Source organism: Bacillus sp. KS1 (assembly GCF_020075515.1).
GTDB classification, from domain to species: domain Bacteria; phylum Bacillota; class Bacilli; order Bacillales; family Bacillaceae; genus Bacillus; species Bacillus velezensis.
Genome location: NZ_JACAWW010000018.1, coordinates 19,142 through 45,789 on the forward strand (window position 1 = coordinate 19,142; position 26,648 = coordinate 45,789).

26 protein-coding genes and 2 pseudogenes are annotated in these 26,648 nt (G+C 47.0%); 17 read left to right on the forward strand and 11 right to left on the reverse strand.

Annotation, left to right across the window (positions count from 1 at the left end):
* Positions 1-12: 12 nt before the first annotated feature.
* Positions 13-631 (reverse strand): annotated as a pseudogene (locus HWY38_RS12585) (NUDIX hydrolase).
* 142 nt (positions 632-773) lie between these two features.
* A pseudogene (locus HWY38_RS12590) lies at positions 774-872 on the reverse strand (MerR family DNA-binding transcriptional regulator); the annotation flags it as partial.
* Between the two features lie 123 nt (positions 873-995).
* Here HWY38_RS12590 and HWY38_RS12595 point away from each other — a divergent pair.
* Together HWY38_RS12595 and HWY38_RS12600 are read left to right on the forward strand one after the other, a co-directional pair.
* On the forward strand, positions 996-1,454 hold the full coding sequence (locus HWY38_RS12595; protein ID WP_224181954.1) for a GNAT family N-acetyltransferase: 459 nt from the start codon (positions 996-998) through the stop codon (positions 1,452-1,454).
* A 158-nt stretch (positions 1,455-1,612) separates the two neighbouring features.
* Positions 1,613-2,356 carry a sulfite exporter TauE/SafE family protein gene (locus HWY38_RS12600; protein WP_015416927.1) on the forward strand — a complete coding sequence of 248 codons (744 nt, stop codon included), beginning with the start codon at positions 1,613-1,615 and terminating at the stop codon, positions 2,354-2,356.
* Positions 2,357-2,397: 41 nt separating this feature from the next.
* On the opposite strand, the gene HWY38_RS12605 is transcribed toward HWY38_RS12600, so the two are convergent.
* Positions 2,398-3,237, reverse strand: coding sequence for a helix-turn-helix transcriptional regulator (locus HWY38_RS12605; protein WP_014417044.1), 840 nt, complete (start codon positions 3,235-3,237; stop codon positions 2,398-2,400).
* A gap of 108 nt (positions 3,238-3,345) precedes the next feature.
* Here HWY38_RS12605 and fabF point away from each other — a divergent pair, with 108 nt between their 5' ends.
* Positions 3,346-4,581, forward strand: a complete 1,236-nt coding sequence (fabF, locus tag HWY38_RS12610; protein ID WP_224181955.1) for a beta-ketoacyl-ACP synthase II — start codon at positions 3,346-3,348, stop codon at positions 4,579-4,581.
* A 28-nt stretch (positions 4,582-4,609) separates the two neighbouring features.
* On the opposite strand, the gene HWY38_RS12615 is transcribed toward fabF, so the two are convergent.
* Both HWY38_RS12615 and HWY38_RS12620 read right to left on the reverse strand, forming a co-directional pair.
* Complete coding sequence (locus HWY38_RS12615) at positions 4,610-5,821, reverse strand: Bcr/CflA family efflux MFS transporter (protein WP_224181956.1); 1,212 nt, start codon at positions 5,819-5,821, stop codon at positions 4,610-4,612.
* Positions 5,822-5,967: 146 nt separating this feature from the next.
* Entirely contained in the window at positions 5,968-7,101 is a 1,134-nt protein-coding gene (locus HWY38_RS12620; RefSeq protein WP_014304447.1) for a glycerol dehydrogenase, read from the reverse strand.
* A 282-nt stretch (positions 7,102-7,383) separates the two neighbouring features.
* On the opposite strand from HWY38_RS12620, the gene HWY38_RS12625 reads away from it, so the two are divergent.
* From HWY38_RS12625 to HWY38_RS12650, 6 genes are all read left to right on the forward strand, one after another.
* Positions 7,384-8,241, forward strand: coding sequence for a YitT family protein (locus HWY38_RS12625; protein ID WP_007609718.1), 858 nt, complete (start codon positions 7,384-7,386; stop codon positions 8,239-8,241).
* A gap of 116 nt (positions 8,242-8,357) precedes the next feature.
* The gene (locus tag HWY38_RS12630) at positions 8,358-8,885 is read left to right on the forward strand and encodes a GNAT family N-acetyltransferase (protein WP_224181957.1); all 528 of its coding nucleotides are present in this window, start codon (positions 8,358-8,360) and stop codon (positions 8,883-8,885) included.
* A gap of 277 nt (positions 8,886-9,162) precedes the next feature.
* A complete protein-coding gene (gene abc-f, locus HWY38_RS12635) occupies positions 9,163-10,791 on the forward strand; it encodes a ribosomal protection-like ABC-F family protein (RefSeq protein WP_224181958.1) in 1,629 nt (542 codons plus the stop codon).
* A gap of 234 nt (positions 10,792-11,025) precedes the next feature.
* Entirely contained in the window at positions 11,026-11,496 is a 471-nt protein-coding gene (locus HWY38_RS12640; protein ID WP_224181959.1) for an Rrf2 family transcriptional regulator, read from the forward strand.
* The gene (locus tag HWY38_RS12645) at positions 11,496-12,914 is read left to right on the forward strand and encodes an MFS transporter (RefSeq protein ID WP_224181960.1); all 1,419 of its coding nucleotides are present in this window, start codon (positions 11,496-11,498) and stop codon (positions 12,912-12,914) included. The genes HWY38_RS12640 and HWY38_RS12645 overlap by 1 nt, the downstream gene beginning before the upstream one ends.
* A 301-nt stretch (positions 12,915-13,215) precedes the next feature.
* A complete protein-coding gene (locus tag HWY38_RS12650) occupies positions 13,216-13,938 on the forward strand; it encodes a gamma-glutamyl-gamma-aminobutyrate hydrolase family protein (RefSeq protein ID WP_045206881.1) in 723 nt (240 codons plus the stop codon).
* Between the two features lie 33 nt (positions 13,939-13,971).
* On the opposite strand, the gene HWY38_RS12655 is transcribed toward HWY38_RS12650, so the two are convergent.
* The 3 genes from HWY38_RS12655 to HWY38_RS12665 all read right to left on the reverse strand — a co-directional run bounded on the left by HWY38_RS12655 (position 13,972) and on the right by HWY38_RS12665 (position 18,069).
* Positions 13,972-16,125, reverse strand: coding sequence for an MMPL family transporter (locus HWY38_RS12655; protein WP_224181961.1), 2,154 nt, complete (start codon positions 16,123-16,125; stop codon positions 13,972-13,974).
* Positions 16,126-16,223: 98 nt separating this feature from the next.
* The gene (locus HWY38_RS12660) at positions 16,224-16,859 is read right to left on the reverse strand and encodes a response regulator transcription factor (protein ID WP_224181962.1); all 636 of its coding nucleotides are present in this window, start codon (positions 16,857-16,859) and stop codon (positions 16,224-16,226) included.
* Positions 16,852-18,069: a sensor histidine kinase gene (locus tag HWY38_RS12665; RefSeq protein WP_317986220.1), complete on the reverse strand. Its 1,218-nt coding sequence runs from the start codon at positions 18,067-18,069 to the stop codon at positions 16,852-16,854. Before HWY38_RS12665 ends, HWY38_RS12660 begins: the two co-directional genes overlap by 8 nt.
* A 412-nt stretch (positions 18,070-18,481) precedes the next feature.
* Between HWY38_RS12665 and HWY38_RS12670 the strand changes: the two genes are divergently transcribed.
* From HWY38_RS12670 to HWY38_RS12690, 5 genes are read left to right on the forward strand one after another with little or no spacing between them, the layout of a single operon-like run.
* Positions 18,482-18,727: a hypothetical protein gene (locus HWY38_RS12670; RefSeq protein ID WP_015416919.1), complete on the forward strand. Its 246-nt coding sequence runs from the start codon at positions 18,482-18,484 to the stop codon at positions 18,725-18,727.
* A 17-nt stretch (positions 18,728-18,744) separates the two neighbouring features.
* Complete coding sequence (locus HWY38_RS12675; protein WP_032873082.1) at positions 18,745-19,113, forward strand: spore coat protein; 369 nt, start codon at positions 18,745-18,747, stop codon at positions 19,111-19,113.
* Between the two features lie 18 nt (positions 19,114-19,131).
* Positions 19,132-20,268 (forward strand): zinc-dependent alcohol dehydrogenase, encoded by a 1,137-nt coding sequence (locus HWY38_RS12680; protein ID WP_003156072.1) that lies wholly within the window; start codon positions 19,132-19,134, stop codon positions 20,266-20,268.
* 18 nt (positions 20,269-20,286) lie between these two features.
* Positions 20,287-20,484 (forward strand): hypothetical protein, encoded by a 198-nt coding sequence (locus tag HWY38_RS12685; protein WP_029974162.1) that lies wholly within the window; start codon positions 20,287-20,289, stop codon positions 20,482-20,484.
* 15 nt (positions 20,485-20,499) lie between these two features.
* Complete coding sequence (locus HWY38_RS12690; protein ID WP_014417026.1) at positions 20,500-20,799, forward strand: spore coat protein; 300 nt, start codon at positions 20,500-20,502, stop codon at positions 20,797-20,799.
* A gap of 65 nt (positions 20,800-20,864) precedes the next feature.
* Here the strand turns inward: HWY38_RS12690 and HWY38_RS12695 are convergent, their stop codons facing one another.
* On the reverse strand, positions 20,865-22,253 hold the full coding sequence (locus HWY38_RS12695; protein ID WP_224181963.1) for a PLP-dependent aminotransferase family protein: 1,389 nt from the start codon (positions 22,251-22,253) through the stop codon (positions 20,865-20,867).
* A gap of 126 nt (positions 22,254-22,379) precedes the next feature.
* Between HWY38_RS12695 and HWY38_RS12700 the strand changes: the two genes are divergently transcribed.
* Positions 22,380-23,264 (forward strand): DMT family transporter, encoded by an 885-nt coding sequence (locus HWY38_RS12700; RefSeq protein WP_224181964.1) that lies wholly within the window; start codon positions 22,380-22,382, stop codon positions 23,262-23,264.
* A gap of 77 nt (positions 23,265-23,341) precedes the next feature.
* Here HWY38_RS12700 and HWY38_RS12705 read toward each other — a convergent pair whose 3' ends face one another.
* Positions 23,342-23,920, reverse strand: a complete 579-nt coding sequence (locus HWY38_RS12705; protein WP_021495037.1) for a TetR/AcrR family transcriptional regulator — start codon at positions 23,918-23,920, stop codon at positions 23,342-23,344.
* A gap of 267 nt (positions 23,921-24,187) precedes the next feature.
* Here HWY38_RS12705 and HWY38_RS12710 point away from each other — a divergent pair, with 267 nt between their 5' ends.
* A complete protein-coding gene (locus HWY38_RS12710) occupies positions 24,188-25,378 on the forward strand; it encodes an MFS transporter (RefSeq protein WP_130571567.1) in 1,191 nt (396 codons plus the stop codon).
* Between the two features lie 214 nt (positions 25,379-25,592).
* Positions 25,593-25,955 (forward strand): hypothetical protein, encoded by a 363-nt coding sequence (locus HWY38_RS19195; protein WP_317986221.1) that lies wholly within the window; start codon positions 25,593-25,595, stop codon positions 25,953-25,955.
* Between the two features lie 47 nt (positions 25,956-26,002).
* Here HWY38_RS19195 and HWY38_RS12715 read toward each other — a convergent pair whose 3' ends face one another.
* Positions 26,003-26,623: an FMN-binding negative transcriptional regulator gene (locus HWY38_RS12715; RefSeq protein WP_224181965.1), complete on the reverse strand. Its 621-nt coding sequence runs from the start codon at positions 26,621-26,623 to the stop codon at positions 26,003-26,005.
* Positions 26,624-26,648 lie beyond the last annotated feature (25 nt).

Consider the following 26,648-nt stretch of genomic DNA (forward strand, 5'->3'; position numbering starts at 1 on the left):
CTGATTGCTGCCTTAATCAAAATAAACGGGTTCGTCCGGATGTTTGAGATATGCAAACATCCTTTCAATCTGCCTTTCCGTATTGCGGGCTTCAGATAGCGGCGGCAGTTCCGTCTCCGCAAAAAAGCCTGCCGCGCTTGTTTCCGTTCCCTCCCTGAGCCGGCCGCCGATGATCTCGCATTTGATAAACACTTTGTAAACGTGGACGGCGGACGGCGGATGCGAATGGCATTTCTTATCCATTACAGCTAACAGTTTAACGGGCTTTACGTCGATTCCCGACTCCTCTTTTACTTCTTTGACAGCGGTCTCGCCCGGAGAAATCCCGATATCAGCCCATCCGCCCGGCAGCGCCCATCTGCCGTCGCTTTTCTCTCTTACCATTAATATGCTCTGATCTTTAAAAACTGCCGCTCTGATATCAACTTTCGGAGTGGGGTAGCCCATGTCACCGGCGAATACGTCTTTAATGATTCTTTTGTCGATGCCGGTATAATGCGCCATGATATCCACGCTTATTTTTCTTATTTCTTCAAATCTCTCAATATCATATATGTCTTTGGAATAAGCCAGCCCCGCTTGCGCCCGCGGATTGAAGCTGTTTTGCCCAATCTAGCCATTTTGGCTCCATTTTTTCACCGCCCGTTATGTTAATTGACGAAACCCTGAGGGTCCGGGTATTGCACCTTGAGAGTACCGGTGCCCATGATCCGTTTCTGCTCCTTGTTTTCTGTTTATGGAGGGGCGAATCCTGCCGGGAAAACAGAAAAAAGCAGGCCGATCTCGTCATAATGGAACAGGGTTTGTTTTTTTACGCGGCACAGTTTTGCAAATTCACCCGTTGTGAAGTATTTTCTGACGTCTTCGCTCATAATGCCTCCTTGACTATACGGTAACCATATCCTTTATGATGATCATTGAGAAGGCTGATTCACAAATGGCTTACGCAATGAAAGCTTTACCGTCTCAAAAAAAGCGGAAGAGGAGTATCAAGTATGACGATTGAAATCAGAGCAGTCACAGAAGAAAACCGTGCCGATATACTGGCGCTTCATGTAAGTGAAAGCCAGACTTCATTTATTGAAACCGCGGAAGAGTGCTTACAAGATGCTGAGGATTGCCGGCATTATCAGCCGGCCGGTCTTTATGTTAACGGGGAATTGGTCGGCTTTGCCATGTACGGATGGTTTCCGGAATATGATGAGGAAAATGAAAACGGCAGAGTGTGGCTTGATCGTTTTTTTATTGATGAACGCTATCAGGGACGGGGATTGGGCAAGCTGTTGCTTGATGCCCTTATCCGCCATCTCGTTCGAATATATGCTTGCAGACGGATTTATTTAAGCCTGTTTGAAGATAACGTGCACGCATTGCGGCTTTATCAAAAATTCGGCTTCTTATTCAATGGAGAGCTGGACTCAAACGGGGAAAAAGTGATGGTGAAAGAGCTGTAAACCCTCTGTATAAAAGCGATTCGGCTTCTTGCCAATACCTTAAATTTGAGGTAACATAAAAGATATTAGACGACGGTCGACGGACTACGGTCGATTATTAGAACCTGATACAGCGGAGCGGAACATGGTGATCAGGCATCTAAATGGAGGAGAAGATTGTGCTTATTATACTCGTTATGTTTCTTCTCGGGATTATTCTCGGGTTTATCGGCGCCGGGGGAGCCGGTTTTGTCATTGCACTTTTAACTATACTGTTTCACGTACCGATTCATACGGCTTTAGGCACCTCCCTTGCCGGAATGGCTTTCACAAGTTTATCGGGGGCTTTCAGCCACTACCGTGAAGGCAATATTCAGATGAAAATCGGTCTCATCGTCGGCGTTTTTGCGGCATTCGGTTCGTTTTTCGGGGCAAGGCTTACTTCCCTTATCCCCGCAGATTTGCTGCATTACTTGACGGCGGGCATGCTGTTTTTATCTGCTCTGCTTATTTTAGTCCGGTTATTTATTGTAAAAGAAACACAAGAAGATTCCGGACAGCAAAGCAATCTGAATATATGGGTGAAAGCCGTTGTACTCGGTGTCATCGCAGGAATCTTGTCCGGAACGTTCGGCATCGGCTCTGCCCCTTTTATCCAGATCGGCTTAATGATTCTTTTACGCTTATCCATCCGCCAGTCGGTCGGCACCACCATGCTTGTCATTATTCCGCTTGCGGTCGGCGGAGGACTCGGTTATGTGACGGAAGGATTTGTCGATTATATGCTGTTGGTCAAAGTGCTGATCGGAACGATGTGCGGCGCATATGTCGGAGCGAAATTCACCAACCTCGTGCCGAAAGTCATTCTGAAATCAGCCATCTTTTTAACACCGGCCATCGCCGGTCTCATGCTTTTATTTTAAACTGAAACGGGAGGCGGCCGCCTCCCGTTTTTTTCTGTTCTTCATCTGTTTTCGAAGAGCTTTTTCAGCTTTGCTTCCGTTTCGGTATGATCTACCGGCGTATACACACTGCAGCGCAGATCACTGTTGCCCTGAACCTGAAATGAAGTCAGGTTAAAGACCATTTTTCCCGCCTTCGCGTGGCGGAACTCAATTAATACTTCGGGTGCCGAGCTGACTTCGCTCTCATTCCACAGCGTATGAAATTCCGAATACGTTTTCTCCATTTCTTCTATAAACTGAGAATACCACGTATCAGCTACATACTGGCCGTAATACGTTCTGAAAATGGCGATGAATCCTTTCACAAAGTGCTCCCAGTTCACGGCTAAACTTCTTAATTCTTTTCTGGAAAACAATAGCTCTATGAGATTCCGTTTTTCAGGAGGAATTTGTTCAAAATCTAAAAACACGTGAGCCGCGGCCTGGTTCCATCCCACGATATGACACCGCCTGTCCGAGATAATGGTGGGACAATAACGGAGCTCCTGTAGGATTTTTGAAAGCGACGGGCTGATAACCGCTTCTTCCTCCGCGGTAAACGGCTGCTTCACGCCCTCCTCAATGGCAAGCGCGTATAAATAATTTCTCTCATCTTTGTTGAGCTGCAGCGCATCGGAAACGGCGTCCAATACGGCTGCGGACACTTTAATGTCTCTGCCCTGCTCCAGCCACGTATACCACGTGGTGCTTACGCCGGCTAATTGCGCGACCTCTTCTCTTCGGAGTCCGGGCGTTCTTCTCCGTGTGCCCATCGGCAGCCCGGCCATCTGCGGAGAAATTTTGGCCCGCTGCGTTTTTAAAAACTCTGAGAGCGCCTGCAATCTTCCTTCTGGTATCATACCGAATCTCTCCTCTCTTACCCTGGTATTCATTATACTAGGATAATCTACAACTTGTAATAGGATAATTGCGAGTTACAATAAATACATACCGAAGGAGGAATGACCATGAAAAGAGTTGTGATCACCGGAATGGGAGTGATTTCACCTCTCGGCAATGATGTGCATACATTTTGGAAACACCTGACGGAAGGAAAATCGGGAATCTCTTTCATCGATTCGTTTGATGTCTCCGGCTCAAAGACAAAAATAGCCGGTACCGTCCGTGATTTTGACGCAGAAGAAAGATGGGGCAGAAAAGAAGCGAGACGGCTTGACCGTTTCAGCCAATTTGCTCTAGCGGCAGCGGAACAGGCGCTTGAAAGCTCCGGGATTCAGCTCGATCAGATTGACCGTGAACGCCTCGGCGTGTACGTCGGCTCGGGAATCGGCGGCATCACGACTTTGATTGATAACGTTCATACTTTAAATGAACGGGGAGCGCGAAAAGTGAGCCCGAGCCTTGTCCCCATGATGATCTCAAACGCGGCCGCCGCTCAAATCAGCATCAGATTAGGCGCGCTCGGCCCCTCACTTTCTCCCGTCACCGCGTGTTCCATCGGCAATACGTCGATCGGGGAAGCATTCAACGCCATTCGGAATGATGACGCAGATATCATGTTTGCCGGGGGGGCGGAAGCGGCGATTACGAATTTGTCATTAGCCAGCTTCGGCAATGCCCACGCGCTGTCAGCGAGAAACGCAGACCCCGCCGCGGCAAGCCGGCCGTTTGACGCGGATCGCGATGGATTTGTCATGAGTGAAGGCGCGGGCATCTTAGTATTGGAATCATTGGATAGCGCAATCAGCCGAAACGCCCCGATCCTTTGTGAGGTGCTCGGCTACGGCGCGAGCTCTGACGCCTATCATATGGTGGCCTCCCATCCGGAAGGAACGGGCGCATATCTGGCGATGAAAAACGCTTTGAAAAAGGCGAACGTTTCAGCGGAAGACATTGATGTCGTAAGCGCCCATGCGACAAGCACAAAAGCCGGAGATCTTTCTGAAACGTTGGCCATCAAGACATTATTCGGGGAGCTTGCGTATGACATTCCGGTTACGGCCAACAAATCAATGCTCGGCCACATGCTTGGCGCGGCAGGCGGAGTTGAAGCCATCGCTCTGACAGAAAGCTTGAGACACGGCATCATTCCGCCGACGATCAATCTGCAGCACCCTGATTCGGCATGTGATTTGGACTATGTGTCAGAAGGACTCCGCCATCAATCGTTAACGATCGGCCTTTCCAACTCATTCGGCTTTGGCGGGCATAATTCGGCGATCGTGCTGAAGAAATATGAATAGCGGGCATCAAAAAAAGGAGTGAATCATTTCACTCCTTTTTTGCTTTCTCCGGTTTTGTTGTTAAGGCGAAAAAAGCGATGGAACCGATAACGGATGTCGTGAACATAATTGCCCCCATCGGCACGGCCGTCGCTTCATTCATCCCCACAAGCGGCGACACGATGGAACCGAGAAGAAGCGGAAGCATGCCGAGCAGTGCGCTTGCGCTTCCCGCGCGGTGTCCCTGCTTTTCCATCGCCAATGTAAAGGTGCTTGTCAGCGTCATGCCGATCGTAATCATATAAATAAAAATTGAAATCACCAGTGCCGCAAGCGGCCCGTGAATGATCGTCATGACGAGCAGAACGGCAGTCGCCGTCATCGCTGTAATCACGCCGATTCTCAGCAGGCTTTTTTCGTGAATGATCCCGCCGAAACGCCCGATGATAAAGCTTCCGGTAATGATCGCCAGACCGTTTATGCCGAATAATACACTGAATACCTGAGGCGATACTCCGTAAATATCCTGATACACGAAAGGCGTTCCGGAGACATACGCAAAGCTCCCGCCGTGAATAAAACCGACCGTCAGCGCATAGCCGATAAATGACCGATCCTTCAGCAGGCTTCCCATTGTCCGCACGGAATTTCCGATGGAGCTCGGAATCCGCTTTTCCGGCGGCAGGGTTTCTATCAGCTTGAGCGCAATGATGATTACAAGCAAAAAACCGATAAACGTTAAAAAGAGAAAAATCGTATGCCATGATGCAAACGGAAGCAGTAAAATCGCGCCTCCCGTCATCGGCGCCACCATCGGCGCTACGGCGGTAATGACCATCAGCAGCGAGAAAAATTTAGAAAGCTCTCTTCCCGTAAACACATCTCTGACGATTGCACGGGATAAAACGAGTCCTGCCGAAGCGGTGAATCCTTGAAGAAAACGGGCAATCACTAGTGTTGCAATGTTCGGTGCAAGTGCGCAAAACAGAGAAAACAACGCAAATAAAAAAATACATAGTAATAACGGTTTTCTTCTTCCCTTCGCGTCACTTAACGGACCGACAACAACCTGTCCGATTGTCAGTCCGATCAGACATGCGGTTAAACTGAGCTGGACAAGCGAAGCGCGGGCGCTTAAATCTTCAGCGATTTCAGGGAAACTCGGCAGATACATATCTATATTGAGCGGCCCCAGTATCGCAAGCATTCCGAGAAGAAAAGCCAGCGCAAGCCGCTCCTTACCGGTCGGATTATGCAGCATATCGTTCCCACCTTTCCTTTGTCAATCTCTCAAAACATTTGTATATTGTATCATAATTTTTTCTTTATTTTTAAAAGTTTTCAAAGGGCATAAAAAAAACCAAGGGCTGTAACAGCCCTTGGTTCCGGGTCACGCGATAAAAGGTTTTACGCGTGTTTTTCTTTAAATGCTTTTGCGTATTGATCAGCCGCTATAATGGCATCCGCCACGTCGTCAGCCGTCACGTCAAAAGCGGCATGAATTGTTTCTTCTTCAATCGTCGCGGCTTCTGCCACTTTCATAATGTCCTCTTTAGATGCGTCTTTCAATTTGATGTCTTCAAGTGTGACAGGCAGCCCCAAGCTGATATAAAACGCGATATACCGCTCAATTTCCTCAAGCGAACGTTTTTCCAGCGCCAATTGAACGAGCGTGCCGAATGCCACTTTTTCACCGTGGGTCAAGTGATGGATTTCACCTTCAAGCGCGGTAAATCCGTTATGAATGGCATGCGCCGCAGCTAAGCCGCCGCTTTCAAATCCCAGTCCGCTCAGAAGTGTATTGGCTTCAACCACCGCTTCCAATGCGGGCGTAACGGCTTTCGCTTTCACAGACTCATAAGCGAGACGGCCGTATTTGAATAATACCGCTTCACATTTTTCCGCGATAGCCTCTCCGGCGATTGTCGGAATTCCGCCTGCCATCGTTTTACCGCCATTGGCGATGACACTGCGCGCCTCTATCCACGTCGCCATCGCATCGGCAATCCCTGATGCTAAAAAGCGCGGCGGAGCTTCCGCGACGATTTTCGTATCGACCAGAACCAGGTCAGGATTCTTATGATAGAAACGATAGTTTTCGAACGCGCCTTGTTCAGAATACACGACAGACAGCCCGCTTGTCGGAGCATCCGTTGAAGCGGCCGTCGGCACGATAACGGTATAGCCGTTTATTTCATCTGATACGGCTTTGGCCGTATCAAGCGTTTTACCGCCGCCGACTCCGATGACAATAGTCGCGCCTGCTTTTTCTGCGATGCCGGCAATTCTTTTCATTTCTTCCTGGGAGGCTTCGCCATTGAAAACCGCCTCTTCAGAAGAGATATTGCTTTTCTTTAATTCAGCCGTCACCTTGTGGCCCGCGATATCCCATACGGTTTTGTCCGCGATGACGACGGCTTTTTCACCAACGCCCTCCAGATGTCCGCCGATCGTTTCAATGGCGTTTTTCCCCTGCACGTATTTGGCCGGACTGATAAAAATTCGTTCCAATGTCATCATCCCTTCTTCGTTGTCTCTCATTACATTTCTCTTATTAATAGAGCAGAAATGAAAACTCTTCTGATATAATTCCTCGTTTTAACTTGATTTAAACCTCATATACACTGCAGAAAAATCAATTTTCACGGCATTGACAAGATGTGAAGGTGTCTATATAATCTTCGATATTGAAGCTGATCATTCTTTACTGAATGAACAAACGAGATTGTGAATGATTCGTCTTAAAAATTATTTAGTTCTTCTGGATAATTTTTGAGGCGTTTTTGTTTTATATATATTTTTGACTGCGGAGGAGGTTTGCACATGAAGAACATTTGCAAGGATATACTGATGATTATGGCCGGAGCCTTTCTTATCGCGGCGTCCGTGGAATTTTTCGTCATCCCGAATCATTTAGGGGACGGCAGCACCGTGGGAATCGCTCTCGTGTTATATTATCTTTTCCATATACCTGCAAGTATTACGACTCTGGTTGTAAATTTGATTTTTATCGGGCTGGCTTATAAATTTTTAACGAAAAAAACGATTTTATACACGATACTCGGTACGGGAATGACTTCTGTTTTTCTCAGCATCGTCAGCTTTATTCCATTCGGCGTGCACGATATGGTGCTCGGGATTGTATTCGGCGCTCTGCTGATGGGAGCGGGGCTGGCATTGATCTTTATCGCTGACGGATCTACCGGCGGGACCACGCTTTTGGCGTATTTATTAAATTACACAAAGGGCTTTAACATCTCGAAAAGCATGTTTTATATGGATTGTGTCATCATTTTCGCATCCGTTTTAGCGATCGGCCTCAATCATATGCTGTATACGTTTATATTCGTATATCTGTGCGCCAAAATCGTCGATATTGTCATTGAGGGTTTCCATAATAAAAAAGCCCTCACCATTATGTCTGACCAATACGAAGAAATCGCCAAAGCCATCACCTCCGAGTACGGAAACGCGGCGACGATTTTTTACGGATACGGGTATTACGGCAGCAAAGACAAGCGCATTATCTATGTCGTCATTAAAAAGAACGAATTGCTGAAAATCAAAAAACATGTTCAAAAAATTGATCCGAAATCATTTATCGTTATTCATGAAGTAAAAGAAGCTGTCGGAGGGCAATTCGGGTTTACAAACCTGCCCGCCGCCGCAAATGAAAAATAACCGCCTGCAGTGTATAGCTGCAGGCTTTTTTTATTCGGCTCTTCCCCGCTCAAAGGTTTTTACATCTTTCAATCGAAATATTAAATGAAACCTTTTTTGATGGAGGAACATAAAAAATGAATATCAAAACTGACAGGCTCGTCATTCGCACATTTGAACCGGAAGATTGGCAGGATGTCTATGCGTACACCTCAAATCCGAATGTCATGAAATACATACCAGAGGGTGTCTTTACCGAAGATGATGCCAGGAAATTCGTTACTGAAAACAGCGGTGAACATGCCGGGAAGTTTCCCGTTTTATTGAAGGATGAGAAAACGGTCATTGGCCACATTGTTTTTTTTCAGTATTTTGGCGATCATACGTATGAAATCGGCTGGGTGTTTCACCCGGAATATCAGGGCAAAGGATATGCTTCAGAGGCGGCGCGCGCCGTGCTGGCATTCGGGTTTAACAAGATGAAATTACACCGGATCATTGCGACATGTCAGCCGGAAAACACGGCTTCGCACCGGGTGATGGAAAAGATCGGGATGAGACGGGAAGGCTTTTTTAAAAAATGCATCCCCCATGATAATGAATGGTGGGATGAATATTATTATGCCGTTTTAAAAGAAGAGTGGGAAGTCTCCAATCTGGAATAAAAAGGCTTATACCCTTTGCTTTTACAGATAAGTGTGTGCTACACTGTTCGTAACAAATACGAAGGGATGATGGGTGGACAATGATTAACTAATCTTATTTTGACCGTTTGAAATCAAATATTTCAAATCAGAAAAAATAGGATTAGTCTGCCCATTTTCTATACGATACGAAAGCTATGTGAAAATAGCTTATTTGATCATGCACAGGTACGGCTAATCCTTCCAAATCAATTGGGAGGATTTTTTTTGTCCTCCCTTAAAAGCGAGGGATTGACATATGAAAGAAATGTTAAAGTTAAGCGGCATCAGTTATGAAATCAACAGCGTTCCCCTTTTTGAACAGATCAGCGCGAGCGTTCAGCAAGGTGACATCATCGGCGTTATCGGTAAAAACGGCGCCGGCAAATCTTTATTGCTGCAATTGATCTGCAATCAAAAAGCGCCGTCACAAGGACAGATCCAAATGATGCAAGATGTGAACATATATATGGTGGAACAAGAAACGGAAGCTTATGATTCCGGCCATCCCGAGCCTGCGGAGGCAGCCTTGTTAGAAAAGTGGAACGTGCCCGCACGCGCCTTTTCGCAATTAAGCGGCGGAGAAAAATTGAAAGCCCGTCTTGCTAAAGGTTTCTCCTCCTCAAGCAGCCTTTTGTTATTAGATGAGCCGACGAACCACCTCGATCAGCACAGTTTAGAAATACTGCTAAATCAGATCAAGAATTACAAAGGCACCATTATTTTTGTTTCGCATGATCGTGCTTTTATAGATGCAGCGGCGACAAAAATCTGGGCCATCGAAGAAAAGAAACTCATTGAGCATAAAGGGAATTATTCAAGCTATATGGAGGTCCGCAAACAGAGAAGGCTGACACAGCAGCGGGAATATGAGAATCAGCAGCATATGATCAGACGGATTGAAGCTCAAATGAACGAGCTGAGCGCCTGGTCGAAAAAAGCCCACGCCCAATCAACGAAAATAGAAGGCTTTAAAGAATACCATCGTGTAAAAGCAAAACGCACGGACGCCCAGATTAAATCAAAGCAGAAGCGTCTTGAAAAAGAGCTTGAAAAAGCGAAAGCAGAACCGGTTGAAGCGGAGTATGAAGTCCGTTTTTCCATTGAGCACCGCAAAAAAGCGGGAAAGCGTTTTTTAGAAGTAAGGGATGTCACAAAGTCATATGACGGACGAACGCTTTTTAAAAACGTGAATTTCACTGTGATGCACGGTGAAAAGATCGCGATTACAGGCCCGAACGGCAGCGGGAAAACAACATTATTAAAGGTCATCCTCGGTCAAGAAAAAGCGCAGGGCGGCATATGGATTTCTTCGTCTGCAAATGTCGGATATCTAACCCAGGAAGTATTCGACCTTCCGCTTGATAAAACCCCCGAACAGCTTTTTTACAAAGAAACGTTCGAAGCAAGGGGAAATGTTCAATCCCTCATGAAGCATTTAGGATTTACCGCAGCGCAATGGACGGAACCCATCGGCAAGATGAGCATGGGAGAGCGGGTCAAATGCAAACTGATGGCGTTTATTCTGGAGGAGAAAGATGTGCTGATTCTGGATGAGCCGACAAACCACCTTGATCTGCCGTCACGCGAGCAGCTTGAAGACACTTTGGCCCGATACGACGGAACGCTCATCATCGTATCTCATGATCGTTACTTTGTCGAAAAGACGACGGACATCCGGCTTGATATCTCAAACGGCAGCGTCCGAAAACAATGGAAAGAATCTCCCTCCGTCAGGGACGATGCTGAAGAACTGCGATTAAAGCTTGAAACCGAACGGCAGGAAGTCCTCGGAAAACTCAGCTTCATGACTCCGGCTGATAAACAATATCGTGAGCTTGATCAAAAATTCAAAGAGCTGACGGAAAAAATCAAGAAATTGAAATGAATGTAAAAACCCATGATTGTCACGGGTTTTTTGAGTTTTCTTTACGGGTTTGTTCCGAAGGTTTTAATGTTTCAATAGATGACTTATAGTGACGAATCGCTTCAATACATGCAGATTTGTTAACCATACCAAGCAAAAGAAATAATCCATTTCTTTTGCTTTTTTTATTGACAAAAGCTGCTAAGAGATCTATTGTGGATAATGGTTATCCATAATGAATCGGGAGTGAATAGGATGAAAATGAAATCAGGAATGGAGCAGGCGGTTTCTGTGCTGCTGTTATTGTCACGGCTGCCCGTACAGTCTTCTTTAACGTCAGAGGCAATCAGCCAGCGTTTACGCGTGTCTCCGTCTTATTTGAAGAAGCTGATGAGAACATTGGTACAGGCCGATTTGGCAGAATCCATACCGGGGACCAAGGGCGGTTTTACCCTGACAAAGCCTTTGGCGGACATTACGCTCTATGATGTTTATCAGGCGGTCGAAGGCAGAGGTTCGATGTATCAAGGAAAGGGCCTTCTGCAATCCGTATTCGAGGATGAAAGCAACTGTGTGCTGGAGACAGTCATGGGGGAAATCGAGGATAAATGGACCAATCTCATGAGAGAAGAATCCTTGCAGCATGTCATGAACAGAGTCGGGGAACTGTATGATCTTGAAAAAATAGATGATTGGGTAAACAAGCAAGTGAAAGGGCAATTGTAATGACAAACAGCGGGTCTTTTCAAAAATCAAAATCATCAACAGGCCTATCCGTGCTGATCGTGCTCGCACTTGGTTTCCTCATGGCAACTCTTGATGTAACCGTCGTGAATGTGGCGATGGCTGATATGAAAAACACCCTTTCAATGTCACTTTCAGGTGTGACGTGGGTTGTGGACGGGTACATCCTTACGTTTGCGTCACTTCTGCTGGCGGGCGGAGCCTTGGCAGACCGTTTTGGCTCGAAGGCGATATACATACTGGGCTTGGCCGTTTTTGTCCTGGCCTCTTGCCTATGCGCCGTATCTATTAATGGCCAGATGCTGATTGCCGGACGTCTCATGCAAGGGATTGGCGCGGCTTTGTTTATGCCGAGCTCACTCAGCCTTTTGGCTGCCTCTTACCCAGATGAGCGGGTGCGGGCAAGAATATTTGGACTATGGGCCGCCCTTGTTTCCGCTGCTTCAGGCCTTGGGCCCTTTATCGGCGGCGTGTTGGTACAGACCGCAGGCTGGCAGAGTATTTTTCTGATCAATGTGCCGTTAGGGGCTGCTGCACTCATCTCAGCTCACCGAATACTTGGCCGAGTGCCGGGAAAAAGCAGCCGCGTAAATATGACAGGGCATCTGCTTGGAGTGGCGGCGCTCGGATTTCTTTCCTTTGCCTTGATACAGGGGCCTTCAGCGGGCTGGCGCTCACCCGTAATTCTTGGCGCATTCGCGGCGGCGCTTTTGGCATTTGTGCTGTTTTTACTGCGGGAAATCTCTGCGGAAACGTCGATTCTGCCGGCGTCCTTATATAAAAACGGCCGATTCTCAGCTGCTCAATTCGTCGGGTTTTTACTGAATTTTGCCCTTTTCGGCGGCATGTTTATGCTTAGCCTTTTTTTGCAGGAGGCAAGAGGCGCAAGCTCCTTTATGGCCGGTGTTGAGCTGCTGCCGATGATGGCGGTCTTCGTGATCGGCAATATGCTGTTTGCCCGTCTGGCGAATCGGTTTGAAGCCGGACAGCTTATGTTGATGTCAATGGCGGCCAGCTGTATTATTGCATTGATGTTGTTTGTGCTTGTTTCTCCTGATTTTCCTTATTGGCAGCTGGCGGTCTTGATGTCTGTTATGAACCTTGGCACCGGCATTACAGTTCCTGCTATGACAACTGTGATCATGCAGGCTGCCGGACAACAGCATGCGAATATCGCCGGTGCCGCATTAAATGCAAACCGGCAAATCGGAGCCTTGGTCGGCGTAGCAGTTTCCGGTGTGATCATTCATCTGTCCGCCACTTGGTACGCCGGTGCCGGATTTACGTTTTTGATGATGGGAGCGGCGTACAGTCTCGCCGCATTGCTTGTATGGCTGTTTCTGACGGCCCATAACGGCAATGCCCGACAGAAAAAAAGGAAAGCGGCTTACCGCCTTTGAGTCGTATCGGTGAAATCAAGTATCCGATACCGTCATGCTGCGTTACCGCATCGAGCCGATAAATAGCGTTTATCGGAAACTTGGGTGAAACCACGGTACATCACACACTCGTCCTTCAACGGGACCGGTGTGTTTTTTATAAACAAAAATCAAATGAGACTCATCCTAACTGAAACCCTTACATCAGTACGGTCAATCTTTTTTCTAAAACAATGATTCCGCAATTAAGAAGAATAATTTCAAACTGATTTGTACAACCTACGTTCAGATTAATTATGAGCATGGTTCAGGGGGGCGAAGAATGGCCAAACGCATTGGAATTACGGGAAACATTATGGCTGATCAATCCGGCCCTTTCCCGGGTTATAATCGGGCTTATGTCAATAATGATTATATTCAGTCTGTTTCTGAGGCCGGCGGTGTGCCGTTTATATTGCCGGTGATTCAAGAGACGGCGCTTTTAAAGGAACAGGTCTCTCATGTTGACGGGATCATTCTGTCCGGCGGCCAGGATATAGACCCGCTGTTTTACGGCGAAGAACCTTTACAGGCTTTAAGAAAGACCTTTCCTGATCGGGACGCCTACGAGAAGGAGCTGATTCTCACGGCGGTTGCTTTAGAAAAGCCGATTCTGGCCATCTGCCGGGGGATGCATATGTTAAACGTCACTTACGGGGGAACTTTATATCAAGACCTGACACACGCTTCATTTGCTGACATTAAGCATGATCAAGAAAAAGATCCGCCGTTAAAAACTCATCATGTTTCTTTTGAAAAAGGGACACGTCTCCATTCTTTGTTTGGCGATTCAGCGCGGGTGAATTCATTCCATCACCAGATCATAAAAGAGACGGCGCCTTCGTTTAAAGCCGCGGCTTATGCGAAAGACGGGGCCATTGAAGCGATTGAACGGACGGGTGAATTATTTGTCGTCGGCGTGCAATGGCATCCCGAAATGCTGACAAAAAAACATGAGGACATGAAAAAGCTTTTTTCTCTTTTCATGGATGCGGTCAGCACATAAAAAAAGCAGATCAAAACGATCTGCTTTTTCATTTTATTCTTCCGGTTTCTCCGGTGTTTTGCCTTGTGTCGCCTTATGGCCTTCGATATCCACGTTCGGAATGATTTTATCCAGCCACTTCGGCAAGTACCAGGCCGCATGTCCCATCAGCTTCATGACACTCGGAATGATGGTCATTCTTACAATGAACGCATCGAAAAGAACACCGAAGGTCATTGCCAATCCCATGGATTTGATCATAGAGTCCCCAGCGAAAACAAATCCCGCGAAGACGAAAATCATGATCAGCCCCGCCGCTGTTACGACAGGTCCGCTATGTTTCAATCCGGCATGGATGGCTTGTACCGGATTTTTTGTTTTGACATATTCTTCTCTCATTCTGCTGACAAGGAATACTTGATAATCCATCGCCAGTCCGAAAAGAATACCGATTGCTAAAATAGGCAGGAAGGCAAGAATCGGGCCTTTTTCCGGAATGCTCAGCAAGCCGGTGAAATGTCCATCCTGCAGGACGAATACCGATAACCCGAGTGTTGCGGTCATTGTCAGCAAAAAGCCAAGAACGGCCGCAAGCGGCACGAGAAGAGAACGGAAAACGACGGTCAGCAATACAAATGAAAACCCGACAATAAGAATGGCGAATTCCGGAATGGCATTGTTTAACCGATCTGAAATATCAATGTTCACCGCGGTTGACCCGGTGACGAGCAGACGGATGCCGTTTTTGTCTGACAGTTTCCGTATATCCTGCACTAACTCTTTCGTTGCCGTATCGTTCGGCCCGGTTTCAGGCACTGCCGTAATGATGGCATAGTCCCCTTTTTCGTTCGGCATGGCAGGGGTGACGCTCGCCACATTATGCAAGTCCTTCATTTCTTTCACGGCGTCTTGGAATGCTTCATTTTTATTGCCCTTAACATCTTTTGCATCGGCAACAATTGTCAGCTTGCCGTTAAAACCTTCGCCGAATCCTTTAGACAAAAGATCATAGGCGCGGCGATCCGGGGTGTCTTTCGCTTTCATTCCCGCATCAGGCAGCCCCAGCTCTAAATGCATGGCCGGCAGACTGATGACGGCTAAAAGAATAATGCTGAAAATGCTTAACAGAATAGGCCTCTTTGTAACAAAGCGCCCCCAGGCATTCGTGCCGGCGCTTTTCTTTTCTTTCTTCTTATTTGATGTCGGAATCATCCGTTTTCCTGCGACCGATAACACTGCGGGCACCAGCGTTACTGATGCCAATACAGCCATCAGCACACTGAGTGCTGCTGTCAACCCCATGGCAGACATGAACGGAATGCCGACAACGGTCAATCCGCAAAGCGCGACGATCACGGTCAGTCCCGCAAAAACGACGGCGCTGCCTGCCGTTCCCGCGGCTTTAGCGATCGATTCATTTTTTTGTAAACCTTCGCCCAAAAACTGACGATGCTTCGTGAAGATAAACAGCGCATAATCAATCCCGACGGCCAGTCCGATCATTCCGGATAATGAGAGACTGACTGAAGCGATCGTAAAGAACTGTGTTCCAATTAACGTCAGCGCGACGCTTACGCCTAATCCGATCAGAGCCGTGACAATCGGCAGCCCCGCTATGACTAATGAACCAAACGTAATAGCCAGTACGATGAATGCCAGCACAACGCCGATAATTTCTGATACACCGCCGACTTCAACACCGGCCCCCGGCACATCACCGCTGAGCTCCGTCTGCAGACCCTTGTCTCCTGCGGCAGACAGACTGTGTTTGATATGTGAAACAGACGCGGCCGAAATGTCATCCGCCGCTTTTTTGTACGTAATATCGGCATATGCCACTGATCCGTCTTTAGAAATGGTTCCTGTTTCAAAAGGATTTGCAATCGAAGCGACTGAATGATCTGTTTTGATCTTCTTTAATGTCTCTTCAATCGCTTGTTTTTCCGATATTGACGTCAATTTCTGCCCGTCTTCAGCTCCGAAAATAACCCGGATGCTTCCTTTATCGGGACCCTTTGAAAATTCTTTTTGAATCATATCCATTGCCTTTTCAGAAGGTGTGTCAGGTATTGACATATCATCAGAAAAAGCAGGTTTTAACGAGATGGCGATCACAACCGAAGCGATCAGTATCACGAGCCACGCACTGATCATTTTTAATCGATTGCGGGCAGACCATCCCCCTAATTTATATAAAAAACCAGACATCGAATACTCCTCTCCAATCATTACTTTCTGCCTAATTGTAGTTCACATTCACATAAAAAAAACGTACATAGGGGCATGTACGTTTGGGCAGTTTTTCATTATATATTCAGTTTCAGAATGCCTTTTTGCATGGCAATGGTGACGGCTTCCGTCCGCGAATCAGCGCCTAATTTGTTATAAATCGATGTTAATCTCGCTTTTACCGTCCGTTCTGAGATTCCTAAATCGAAGGCGATCGCTTTGCTTTTATGTCCTTTCGCAACGGCTTCCAGAACTATGATTTCCTTGTCCGTCAGCTGTGTTTCATTGGCATTTGCCCGTTCCATTTTCTTTTCCCGGAAACGCCGCAAGATGTCCGGCTGCAGAAGCACTTCTCCCCTGACCGCCGCATCCATCGTATGAAATAAGGTTTCTGAGCTTGTGTCCTTCAGCAGATAACCGTTCGCGCCTGATTCGATGCCTTCTATCATCAGATGATCTTCATTATAGGTCGTCAGAATAATGATCGGCACATCAGAATGCTCTTTTATCTGTTTAATGGCTTCCAGCCCGCTCATTTCCGGCATGTACAGATCCATGAGAATGACATCGGGCTTTAGTTCTTCTGCGAGGCGGACGGCGGTTTTCCCGTTTTCCGCCTCTCCCGTTATGGTGTAATGGTCATTTGTTTCTATCAAAAGCTTCAGACCTTCTCTGACGACAAGATGGTCATCTGCTATTAACACTTTATACATGTTCCGCTTCTCCTTGAATTGGTATGATGATCTCAATTTGAGTTCCCGCTGATCTGGCGCTTGTTATACGGAAAATGCCGTTCATCATATTGACGCGTTCTTGTATCCCAAGCAGCCCGTAATGTCCGCTTTTTCTCATTTCTGTTCCGGCATCAAAGCCTTTCCCGTCATCTTTGACGGTTATGCGGACCTGTCCCTCTTCTTCCTGAACGGATACCCAGACATTCTTTGCTTCTGCATGCTTGGCGGCGTTTGTCAGGCCTTCTCCGATCATGTAATGGCAATTCTCCGCCGTATGAACGTCAAGCACATGATGCACGCTGTACTCTAAAAAACAAGACAGCCCGGAGGCTTCTGTAAAATGGTTGATTTGTTCAGTGATGCTTTCTTTTAAGAAGCCGATCTCTTCTGATTTGCTGCGAAGGTTGTCAATGGCCGAGCGCGCATCAGCCAATGTGCCCTTCACTCTGTCCATTGACTGGCTGATGATGTCTTTCGCTCTGTCAGTGTTATCTTTCGAAAGATGAACTTGCACCGCTTCAAGCTGCATATGCAAGCTGACCAATCCTTGGGCAAGCGTATCGTGCAAGTCTCTCGCCATCCGCTGCCTTTCGTTTTGAAGCGTCAGCTGTTTCACTTGCCGGTGAGCGAGCTCTAATTTTTCAAGCGTCATCTGTGTTTTTATTTTTTCATCAACTTGCGCGAAAAATGTGGCCGCATACGTGATAATCACAATCATGATGGGAGCGGCGATAACGATGAAACGCAGCAGGTGATGCGGATGCTCCTGGTGCAGGGCTGCTATGGACATTAAAATGAAAAGATAGAGTATGAGCAGCGTTTTTCCCTTATCCGCCATTCCGATAATCTGCCCGATTAAAAAGGCATAGAGACCGACGACTACCGCGATATAACCGCCGGCCATCAAGTTAGCCGATGTATATATGATAAATCCCTGTATGATGAAATAAAGAAACGTTTTTTTCTTGACCCAGCGATGGGAATGCCAGTGCAGCACGGTAAAAATGACGATCAATATCGTGAATAACAGCAGCAAAAAAACCGTCCAGCTTTCATAAATGTACTGCAAAGAGACTGATGCGGCATATACCATAAAAATAAACGCCAGACCGGGCACCCGAAGCGCAAGCATATGCAATGAGCGTCTGTCACGGGAGACGTAGTCTTCTTGATGTTTTGTACCAAACAATCTCTGTCCACTTCCTTTTAGCCGACCGGCCTCACGAGGTTTTATTCTATTTGTCATCATACCATAAGTGCCTTCTTCTCACCTTCCCCTTCTGTTCCTGCATGACGGGTGAAAGAAAAAGCAGCCTGCGGGATTGTGTGCAAGCTGCTTTTGTTCATATCTTTTTTATGACCTTTCCCGGGTTTCAGCGGGCTCGTCTCCCGCGCGGCAAAACCGCCCGCATCAGAAAAACGTTCAGGACACCAACAGCCATTCCATGTGAACAAGAGGAAGCGATTGTGCTTCTTCCTTTTTTTGATGCACCGTCAGGCTTTTTCTCCGCTTTTTCTGATAAACAAAATTTGTAAGACTAGACCTCTTTTCTCAGGGGAAATTAACTACGTATTTCTACAAAGGGAGGTTTCAGACGATTATGGATAAGCGTGAATTAGCGGCTCACGAGTCGCTGGACTTACATGAAATCATTAACTTCAAGACGCTTTGTGTCGCGAAATCCAAGCTCATGCAAGGGCTTGTGTTTGATCAGGATCTGAAAACGTTAATGGAAAAAGACGTTCAGCAAGCCTCTCAAGACCTGGCTGATCTGCAAGCGGTTTATGAACGGGCAACGTTTCAGGCTCCCGTTCCTCAAAACCGGCCGACTTCGATCATCAATTGAAAGGAAGGTAAGCATCATTGAATCATGACCATTTAGATCCGATCAATTCATTACACGTCCCTGAACTCGCAGATATGACATTCGCAATGGATTTTCTTTTACGGGCAAAAGAAGGCGTCAGAAATACCGCCGTCGCTTTAACAGAAACCGCTTCACCTGATGTAAGAGCTTTGCTGCGCAAACAGCTCATGCAGGGAATCGCGATGCATCAGGAGATAACAGACTTGATGGTCAGCAAAAAGTGGTTTCACCCGCATGATCTGAGCGAACAGTATAAATTGGATCAGCTCTCTGCGAAAAATACCCTCATGGTCGGAAGCATGAACCTGTTTCCCGTTGAAACAAACAGAAAAGGGATGTTTGACCGCACACCTGATGAACACTAACACTGGAGGTATTACAGCATGAAGGCCGTAACGTATCAAGGAGTGAAAAACGTCGTTGTCAAAGACGTGCCTGATCCGAAGATTGAAAAACACGATGACATGATTATAAAAGTCACAAGTACGGCAATTTGCGGATCAGATTTACATTTAATCCACGGACTCATTCCGAACTTGCAGGAAGACTATATTATCGGGCATGAACCGATGGGCATTGTGGAAGAAACCGGTCCCGGCGTGACGAAAGTCAAAAAAGGCGACCGTGTCATTATTCCTTTTAATATCGCCTGCGGAGAATGCACTTATTGTAAAAATCACCTGGAAAGCCAATGTGATCAATCAAATGAAAACGGCGATATGGGCGCTTATTTCGGCTATTCAGGGAGTACCGGCGGCTATCCGGGCGGCCAGGCCGAATATTTGCGCGTCCCTTTTGCGAACTTTACCCATTTTAAAGTCCCCGAAACATGCGAAGAACCGGATGAGAAATTGAGTGTTATTGCTGATGCGATGACAACCGGTTTTTGGAGCGTTGACAATGCCGGCGTAAAAGCAGGCGATACGGTCATCGTTCTCGGCTGCGGGCCCGTGGGCCTTTTCGCTCAAAAATTCTGCTGGTTAAAGGGAGCGAAACGCGTAATAGCCGTAGACTATGTCAACTACCGTCTCCAGCATGCGAAACGGACGAATAAAGTGGAAATCGTGAACTTCGAAGACCACGAAAATACGGGCAGCTACCTGAAGGAAATCACCAAAGGCGGCGCTGATGTGGTCATTGACGCCGTCGGCATGGACGGAAAAATGACGGATCTTGAGTTCCTCGCCAGCGGATTAAAACTTCAGGGCGGGGCGATGAGCGCATTGGTCATCGCGTCCCAAGCGGTGCGAAAAGGCGGAACGATCCAGATTACGGGTGTGTACGGCGGCAGATACAACGGGTTTCCCCTTGGCGATATCATGCAGCGAAACGTCAATATCCGATCAGGACAAGCTCCGGTCATCCACTATATGCCGTATATGTTTGAACTGGTGTCAACCGGCAAAATTGATCCGGGCGATGTTGTAAGCCATGTCATTCCGCTTAGTGAAGCGAAGCACGGCTATGAGATGTTTGACACGAAAACAGATGATTGTATTAAAGTTGTACTCAAACCTTAGAGAACGGAGGCTGCAGAAATGACCAGCGCCTTACATGAATTACTCGAAATTCAGGAGATGGCTTCTTTTAAGTCACTTTGTCTGACGAAATCTAAAACCATGAAAGCGCTCGTATCCGATCCGCAGCTGAAAGAAATCATGCAGCAGGATGTGGATACATCAACAAGGCAATTGCAGGAATTTGCCTCAATTTTATCTGATGCACAGCATGAATGAGGAGATGAATGACGAATGAATCCGATTATTGAATACTTGACGGGAATGAATGCGCTGACAGACCAAATTGTCGCAATGGATTTATTGAATTCGGCAAAAAGCGGTGTCAGAAACTATGCGATGGCGGCGACGGAAGCCGGAACGCCTGAAGTGAAAGCGATCCTCACCCGGCACTTAGAAGAAGCCCTTGACATGCACGAGCAAATCTCACGCTATATGATGGAAAAAGGCTGGTATCACCCGTGGAACACAAATGAACAAGTCCGTCTCAATTTGCAAAATATTGATACTGCGCTCCGCCTGCCCGTCCTATAAATCGTTTTGCTGCTGAGACAGCACCCCTGACTCAAGCTTCAGTATTTCAAATTGAGAGCTGCCTTTTACAGCGCCCAGGCAGCTCTCAGTTTTTTTATGCCTTCTTGTATATCGGTTTCAGAAACCCCCGCGAATCCGAGGGAAACTGTTTTTTCAGGGACCTGTTTTTGATAGGTAAGAGACACGGGATAGATTTTGACGCCTTGTTCCTCCGCCTTTCCAATCAGCTCTTTTTCGCTGAAAGGCAGATGAACGTCAAGTAAAATCCGCAGCCCGGAATTTTCTCCGCGAATCCTGACGTATTGTCCCAGCTCGCGCCGCACGGCCTCTAATAATACCGCTCTTTTTTTCCGGTACAGCTTTCTCATTCTGTTAATATGTTTCTGCCACTCTCCGCTTTTAATAAATTGAGCCAGCGTCAGCTGACTGTGGCAGGAGACGGTTTGTTTATATAAAGAAGCGATTCCCCTGCCTTTTTCGATAAGCGGCAATGGAAGAATCATATAGCTGATGCGCAGCGAAGGAAGCAGAGATTGGGAAAACGTTCCCATATAAATCACACGGTGATGCTGATCAAGCCCCTGCAATGATGGGATCGGCTGGCCGGTGTATCGAAATTCTCCGTCATAATCATCTTCTATAATGTACGATTGATGTTCCTTCGCCCATTTCAGCAGCTGAATCCTTCTGTTTACCGGCATAATCGTTCCTAACGTAAATTGATGAGAAGGCGTGACATATACAAGACGCGGCCGCTCTTCATTCAGCTTCCGGATACAGACTCCTTCATCATCGACGGGTATCGGAATGATCTTCATGTGATTGGCTTTAAAAATCTCCCTCGCTCTCGGATAACCCGGATCTTCATATCCGATGGATAGATTTGCTTTAAATATGTTGCACAGCATTTGCAAAAGAGCAGGGTTCCCGGCGCCGACTATCACTTGTTCGGGACGGCAATTCACCCCGCGCGACTGATATAAGTACTCCGAAATGAGCGTTCTCAGTTCAAGCTCGCCCAAATCATCCCCGGGCCGATAAAGCTCATGCCCGTATTGATCTAAGCTTGCAACCATGCTTTTGCGCCATGCCGAAAAAGGAAAATGAGCGGCATCCACAGTGCCGTAGTGAAAATCAATCCAATGGCGGTCTTCCTTCGCCTTTGTTTGAACAGGCGAAGCGCCCGGCTTTTTCACATAGACGGCGTCCGAGTCATAATCGGCAAACCATCCGCTTCTCGGCTTACTGACAATATAGCCTTCGGCGGCAAGCTGTTCATAGGCACGCTCCACAGTCGTCTGACTGACGGAAAGCTGACTTGACAAAAGCCTTTTTGAAGGAAGCTTCAGTCCTTTAGGAAGACGGCCCTGATGCATATTTTCCTTAAAATGCCGATAAAGCTGCTGATAAAGCGGAATATCCAGATCTCTATTTAAAAATGGCGTGATATCCATTTTTACTCCCTCCAAACTGGCATTCTTCTTTTTATAAAAACTGGCCATTTGTATAAGGTCAATTTCAGTTTATAGTCATTATAAACTTTGAAAATGGGTTTAGAAATATATATTGGAGTGATTGGAATGAATAAAGCCGCAAACGGCTGGATTAACGGATTTATCGGCGTGCTCATTTTCAGCGGCTCGCTTCCCGCGACCCGCTTGGCTGTAGCGGAATTTGACCCGGTATTTCTCACCGTATGCCGCGCCGCGATAGCCGGTATATTGGCAGGCGCTCTGCTCCTCATTTTTCAGGAGAAACGCCCTGCCAAAAGCGACATCATTTCACTAATAACAGTAGCGCTGGGCGTCGTGATCGGTTTCCCGCTGCTTACAGCATTAGCGCTTCAGCATGTCACATCCGCTCATGCCATTGTCTACATCGGGCTTCTTCCGCTTGCGACGGCGATCTTCGGCGTACTGCGAGGAGGCGAACGGCCCAGGCCGGTCTTTTGGATTTTCTCGGCTGCCGGCAGCATCCTCGTAGCCGGATATGCTCTGCTGCAAGGAGGAGAATCCTCTCCGCTCGGTGATACGTACATGATCGCTTCTATTATCGTGTGCGGTCTCGGTTATGCCGAAGGCGCCCGCCTCTCCCGGCGGCTTGGCAACTGGCAGGTGATCTCTTGGGCACTCGTTTTATCGCTTCCCCTTATGTTCGTCCTGTCTTTCTGCTTCATGCCGGACTCATGGTCAAACATCGGCGCGCCCGCACTGCTCAGTCTTGCATATGTCTCAATATTCAGCATGCTGATCGGCTTCGTATTCTGGTATCGCGGACTCGCCCAGGGAGGCATCGCCGCGGTCGGACAGCTGCAGCTTCTGCAGCCTTTCTTCGGACTGTTACTGGCCGCCATGATTCTCCATGAAAAAGCAGGATGGGAACTTGCGGCGGTGAATGCCGGCGTTATCGCTTGCGTGGCGGCCGCCCGGCGGTTCGCAAGTCAATCAGAAAAGGCCGAACAATGAACTTGTTCGGCCTTTTCATTATATTCCGCCCATAGGCAGCAAAAGTCTGCATCTCTTTCACATGATCCGGGTATTTTTCAGGCAGGCTGAACTCCCTTAAACGCACTCATCACCAGATCATGCACATAAGAATCATTCACCTCATCACCTGTGATCAACAGGCGATAGAAAATCGGTCCGTAAATGAGATCGATGCTAACGTCAATATCAAGATTCTCTCTTAATTCACCTTTTTGAATTCCCTTTTCCAGAAGGCCTTTCGCTTGGAGGCGGCGGGGCTGGAAAAATCGCGTGCGATATTCTTCCGCCAATTTTGCATCCAGCTGCCCCGCACCGATTAATTCCTTAATAACGGTTCCTTCCCGGCTCGTCAAAAACCTTGCTAAATTCGTGGCGTGGGTCAATATATCTTGCACTGTTGATCCTGTATCGGGCACAGGCAATCTGTCCGTAGCGGTCGAAAGAAAGCTGTCCATGATAACGGCAGCCTTGTTTGACCACCATTTATAAATCGTTGCCTTACTCACTTTGGCACGCTCAGCAATTTTATCGACTGTCACCGCGTCAAAGCCATTTTCCAACAATAGGTCATACGCTGCAGAAAGAATTGCCTTATGTGTTCCTTCATCGCGCGGCCGTCCTCGTTTACTCTGCACATGAATCATTCCTTCCCGAATTATAAACGATACGTTCAGTATACTTAACCTGTATAAAAAAAGAAAACAGAAAACAGAAACCCATTTACAAAACTGAACGTTTAGTATATTATTTGCTTATAACAAAAAACTAAACGTTTAGTTTACAAAATTACTTGAGGGAAGTCTTGTTGAAATGCAGACTCCAAAAGCCGCTGCGTAAAGGAGATGAATCAGCAAATCATTTATCAAGCATTATAAAAACCACTTAAAAAGGAGTTCATTCATATGGCTAAAGAAACCAAACAAACAGCAGATCAGGGAATTTCACCTGGTTTAACCCTTCTTCTCGCAACGGCATGCGGTATCATTGTCGCTAATCTTTATTATGCACAGCCCTTGGCAGGATTCATCAGTGCGGCAATCGGGCTTTCTCCAAGCAGCGCCGGATTGATTGTCACGCTGACTCAAATCGGATACGTTGCCGGCTTACTGTTTCTCGTCCCTTTGGGAGACATTATCGAAAACAAAAAACTTGTCGTTGTATCGCTCCTTCTAAGCGCAGCCGCTTTGACACTGACAGCATTTGCAAAGCATGGAACACTGTTTTTAGCCGCTGCGTTTTTCATCGGACTGGGATCAATTGCAGCCCAAGTGCTAGTCCCGTTCGCATCATACCTTGCACCAGACGCCGCACGCGGCCGGGTTGTCGGCAATGTGATGAGCGGCCTGCTGCTCGGCATTATGCTTTCCCGTCCGATATCCAGTCTGGTCGCTGATATATGGGGGTGGAATGCCATATTTGCTTTATCCGCCGCGTTAAGTGTTGTCCTGGCAATCGTCTTATCAAAAGTGCTTCCTGCCAGAAAACCAACAGCAAACACAAGCTACACCGTCTTACTCGGTTCAATGTGGAAGCTGCTGCGCACGACTCCGGTCCTACGCCGCCGTGCCATTTATCATGCGTTTGTATTTGGAGCTTTCAGCTTGTTCTGGACGACTGTACCTTTATTATTGTCCGGTCCTGCTTTTCATTTTTCTCAAAAGGCAATCGCGCTGTATGCATTAGCGGGCATTGCGGGTGCAGCGGCTGCACCGATAGGCGGCCGTCTGGCTGATCGCGGCTTGACCCGGCTTGCCACCGGAATCGCTCTCGGTGTTGTCATCGTTTCTTTATTACTCCCGCTCATGATTCAGAGCAGCTCCCCCGTCGGAATAGCAGTTCTGGTGGCCGCAGCTATCCTGTTGGATATGGGGGTATCTGCCAATCTCGTACTCAGTCAGCGTGCCATTTTTTCGTTGGCACCTGAATTCCGCAGCCGATTAAACGGATTATTCATGGCAATCTTCTTTCTGGGCGGCGCTGCAGGATCATCAATCGGAGGATGGGCATACGCCTCAGGCGGGTGGAGTATCACATTATGGATTGGAATCGCTTTTCCGGTCATAGCATTGCTTTATTTCACCACGGAGAAATAAGCCTTTCCCCAAAAATAAGCCGTCAGGACCAAGCTGACAGCTTTTTTTGGTGTATTCTTCTTTACATCCATCCGAACAAAAAATCCGGATTCATGAAAAGATGATATTGATTCTTTACGCCCCGCTCATATAGCCGGACTTCCAATTCTTTCAGCAGCGGTAAAACCATGTCATAATATGTTAAGAAATAATTGCGCCATAGGCAGGTGAACACATGAAGAAGTATTTATATAAACACCTTTTGTTAGCTCTCGTTTCGTCCGTTTGCTTTTTATTAGTCTTTTACGTGAGTTTAAAAATGACACAAGAGGACACACCGCCGTTGTCTTCTTACCCGTTTTACCTTTTTATTTATCTGTACATAGCAGCCGGATATTTGACGGTCGGCCTTGTTTTAGCTTGTATGACTGATATCTTGAAGAACCGCTGGACATTCAATAAACCGTCTACCATTCTATTGAAACTTATCGTTTACTTACTCATACCGTATGCTATTTTTCATTCTTTCTTCATTTTAATAGCGCCGTTGATTTATGTGCTGTTTGAGTCGTTATTCATCCTGAGAAAAGCTTCATAACCTGAAAAAACATACCGTATGCTGCCGGTATGTTTTTAATATGCTTGTCAGTTGTTCGCAGTGATCCGTTTGATGTTTTCTTCCATCAAGCCGGAAATGAGCTGTTCGTTTGTATGAGGAATCTGTTTGAGCTGTTGTACGACCAGCCCTTGTCTTGCAGCTGAATGATTTTGACTTAGCTTTGCTTTCCCCTCTATTTTGCTGATTTTGATTTTAAAGCCTTTTACCCCTTTGTTCATGCCTGCCAGCAATTTCGCATCGACATCCTCTAATTTGTACGGGCTGTCGGGGCTTTCGTATTTCAATACGAGATCACTCATCGACTGCACGGTTTCTTCCTCATCCAAAAGCTCCGCTTCTCCGTAAACATGAACCGCCACATAATTCCATGTGGGAACAGCCTGATTCGTCTCATACCATTTAGGCGAGATATAACAATGAGGCCCTTGAAAAACGGCTAACACGTTTTGGCCATCAATCTCTTTCCATTGGGGGTTCGGCAATGCAAAGTGACCGTATAAGCATTCGTTATTCTTACTCATCATCAATGGCAGGTGGGTTGCATACGGCATGTCTCCCGCCGTTGAAAACAATGCTGCGAAACCATACTCTTTGATTACATCACACGCTTCAGCTTCACTCAGCTGAAATGGAGCCGGAATATACATACAAAACTCTCCTCTCTGAACATGG

Coding starts and splice junctions, on each gene's coding strand:
- HWY38_RS12595 (WP_224181954.1), top strand. CDS start 996: ATGACGATTGAAATCAGAGCAGTCACAGAAGAAAACCGTGCCGATATA.
- HWY38_RS12605 (WP_014417044.1), bottom strand. CDS start 3,237: ATGATACCAGAAGGAAGATTGCAGGCGCTCTCAGAGTTTTTAAAAACG.
- fabF (WP_224181955.1), top strand. CDS start 3,346: ATGAAAAGAGTTGTGATCACCGGAATGGGAGTGATTTCACCTCTCGGC.
- HWY38_RS12615 (WP_224181956.1), bottom strand. CDS start 5,821: ATGCTGCATAATCCGACCGGTAAGGAGCGGCTTGCGCTGGCTTTTCTT.
- HWY38_RS12620 (WP_014304447.1), bottom strand. CDS start 7,101: ATGAGAGACAACGAAGAAGGGATGATGACATTGGAACGAATTTTTATC.
- HWY38_RS12625 (WP_007609718.1), top strand. CDS start 7,384: ATGAAGAACATTTGCAAGGATATACTGATGATTATGGCCGGAGCCTTT.
- HWY38_RS12630 (WP_224181957.1), top strand. CDS start 8,358: ATGAATATCAAAACTGACAGGCTCGTCATTCGCACATTTGAACCGGAA.
- abc-f (WP_224181958.1), top strand. CDS start 9,163: ATGAAAGAAATGTTAAAGTTAAGCGGCATCAGTTATGAAATCAACAGC.
- HWY38_RS12640 (WP_224181959.1), top strand. CDS start 11,026: ATGAAAATGAAATCAGGAATGGAGCAGGCGGTTTCTGTGCTGCTGTTA.
- HWY38_RS12645 (WP_224181960.1), top strand. CDS start 11,496: ATGACAAACAGCGGGTCTTTTCAAAAATCAAAATCATCAACAGGCCTA.
- HWY38_RS12650 (WP_045206881.1), top strand. CDS start 13,216: ATGGCCAAACGCATTGGAATTACGGGAAACATTATGGCTGATCAATCC.
- HWY38_RS12655 (WP_224181961.1), bottom strand. CDS start 16,125: ATGTCTGGTTTTTTATATAAATTAGGGGGATGGTCTGCCCGCAATCGA.
- HWY38_RS12660 (WP_224181962.1), bottom strand. CDS start 16,859: ATGTATAAAGTGTTAATAGCAGATGACCATCTTGTCGTCAGAGAAGGT.
- HWY38_RS12670 (WP_015416919.1), top strand. CDS start 18,482: ATGGATAAGCGTGAATTAGCGGCTCACGAGTCGCTGGACTTACATGAA.
- HWY38_RS12680 (WP_003156072.1), top strand. CDS start 19,132: ATGAAGGCCGTAACGTATCAAGGAGTGAAAAACGTCGTTGTCAAAGAC.
- HWY38_RS12685 (WP_029974162.1), top strand. CDS start 20,287: ATGACCAGCGCCTTACATGAATTACTCGAAATTCAGGAGATGGCTTCT.
- HWY38_RS12690 (WP_014417026.1), top strand. CDS start 20,500: ATGAATCCGATTATTGAATACTTGACGGGAATGAATGCGCTGACAGAC.
- HWY38_RS12695 (WP_224181963.1), bottom strand. CDS start 22,253: ATGGATATCACGCCATTTTTAAATAGAGATCTGGATATTCCGCTTTAT.
- HWY38_RS12700 (WP_224181964.1), top strand. CDS start 22,380: ATGAATAAAGCCGCAAACGGCTGGATTAACGGATTTATCGGCGTGCTC.
- HWY38_RS12710 (WP_130571567.1), top strand. CDS start 24,188: ATGGCTAAAGAAACCAAACAAACAGCAGATCAGGGAATTTCACCTGGT.
- HWY38_RS19195 (WP_317986221.1), top strand. CDS start 25,593: ATGAAGAAGTATTTATATAAACACCTTTTGTTAGCTCTCGTTTCGTCC.
- HWY38_RS12715 (WP_224181965.1), bottom strand. CDS start 26,623: ATGTATATTCCGGCTCCATTTCAGCTGAGTGAAGCTGAAGCGTGTGAT.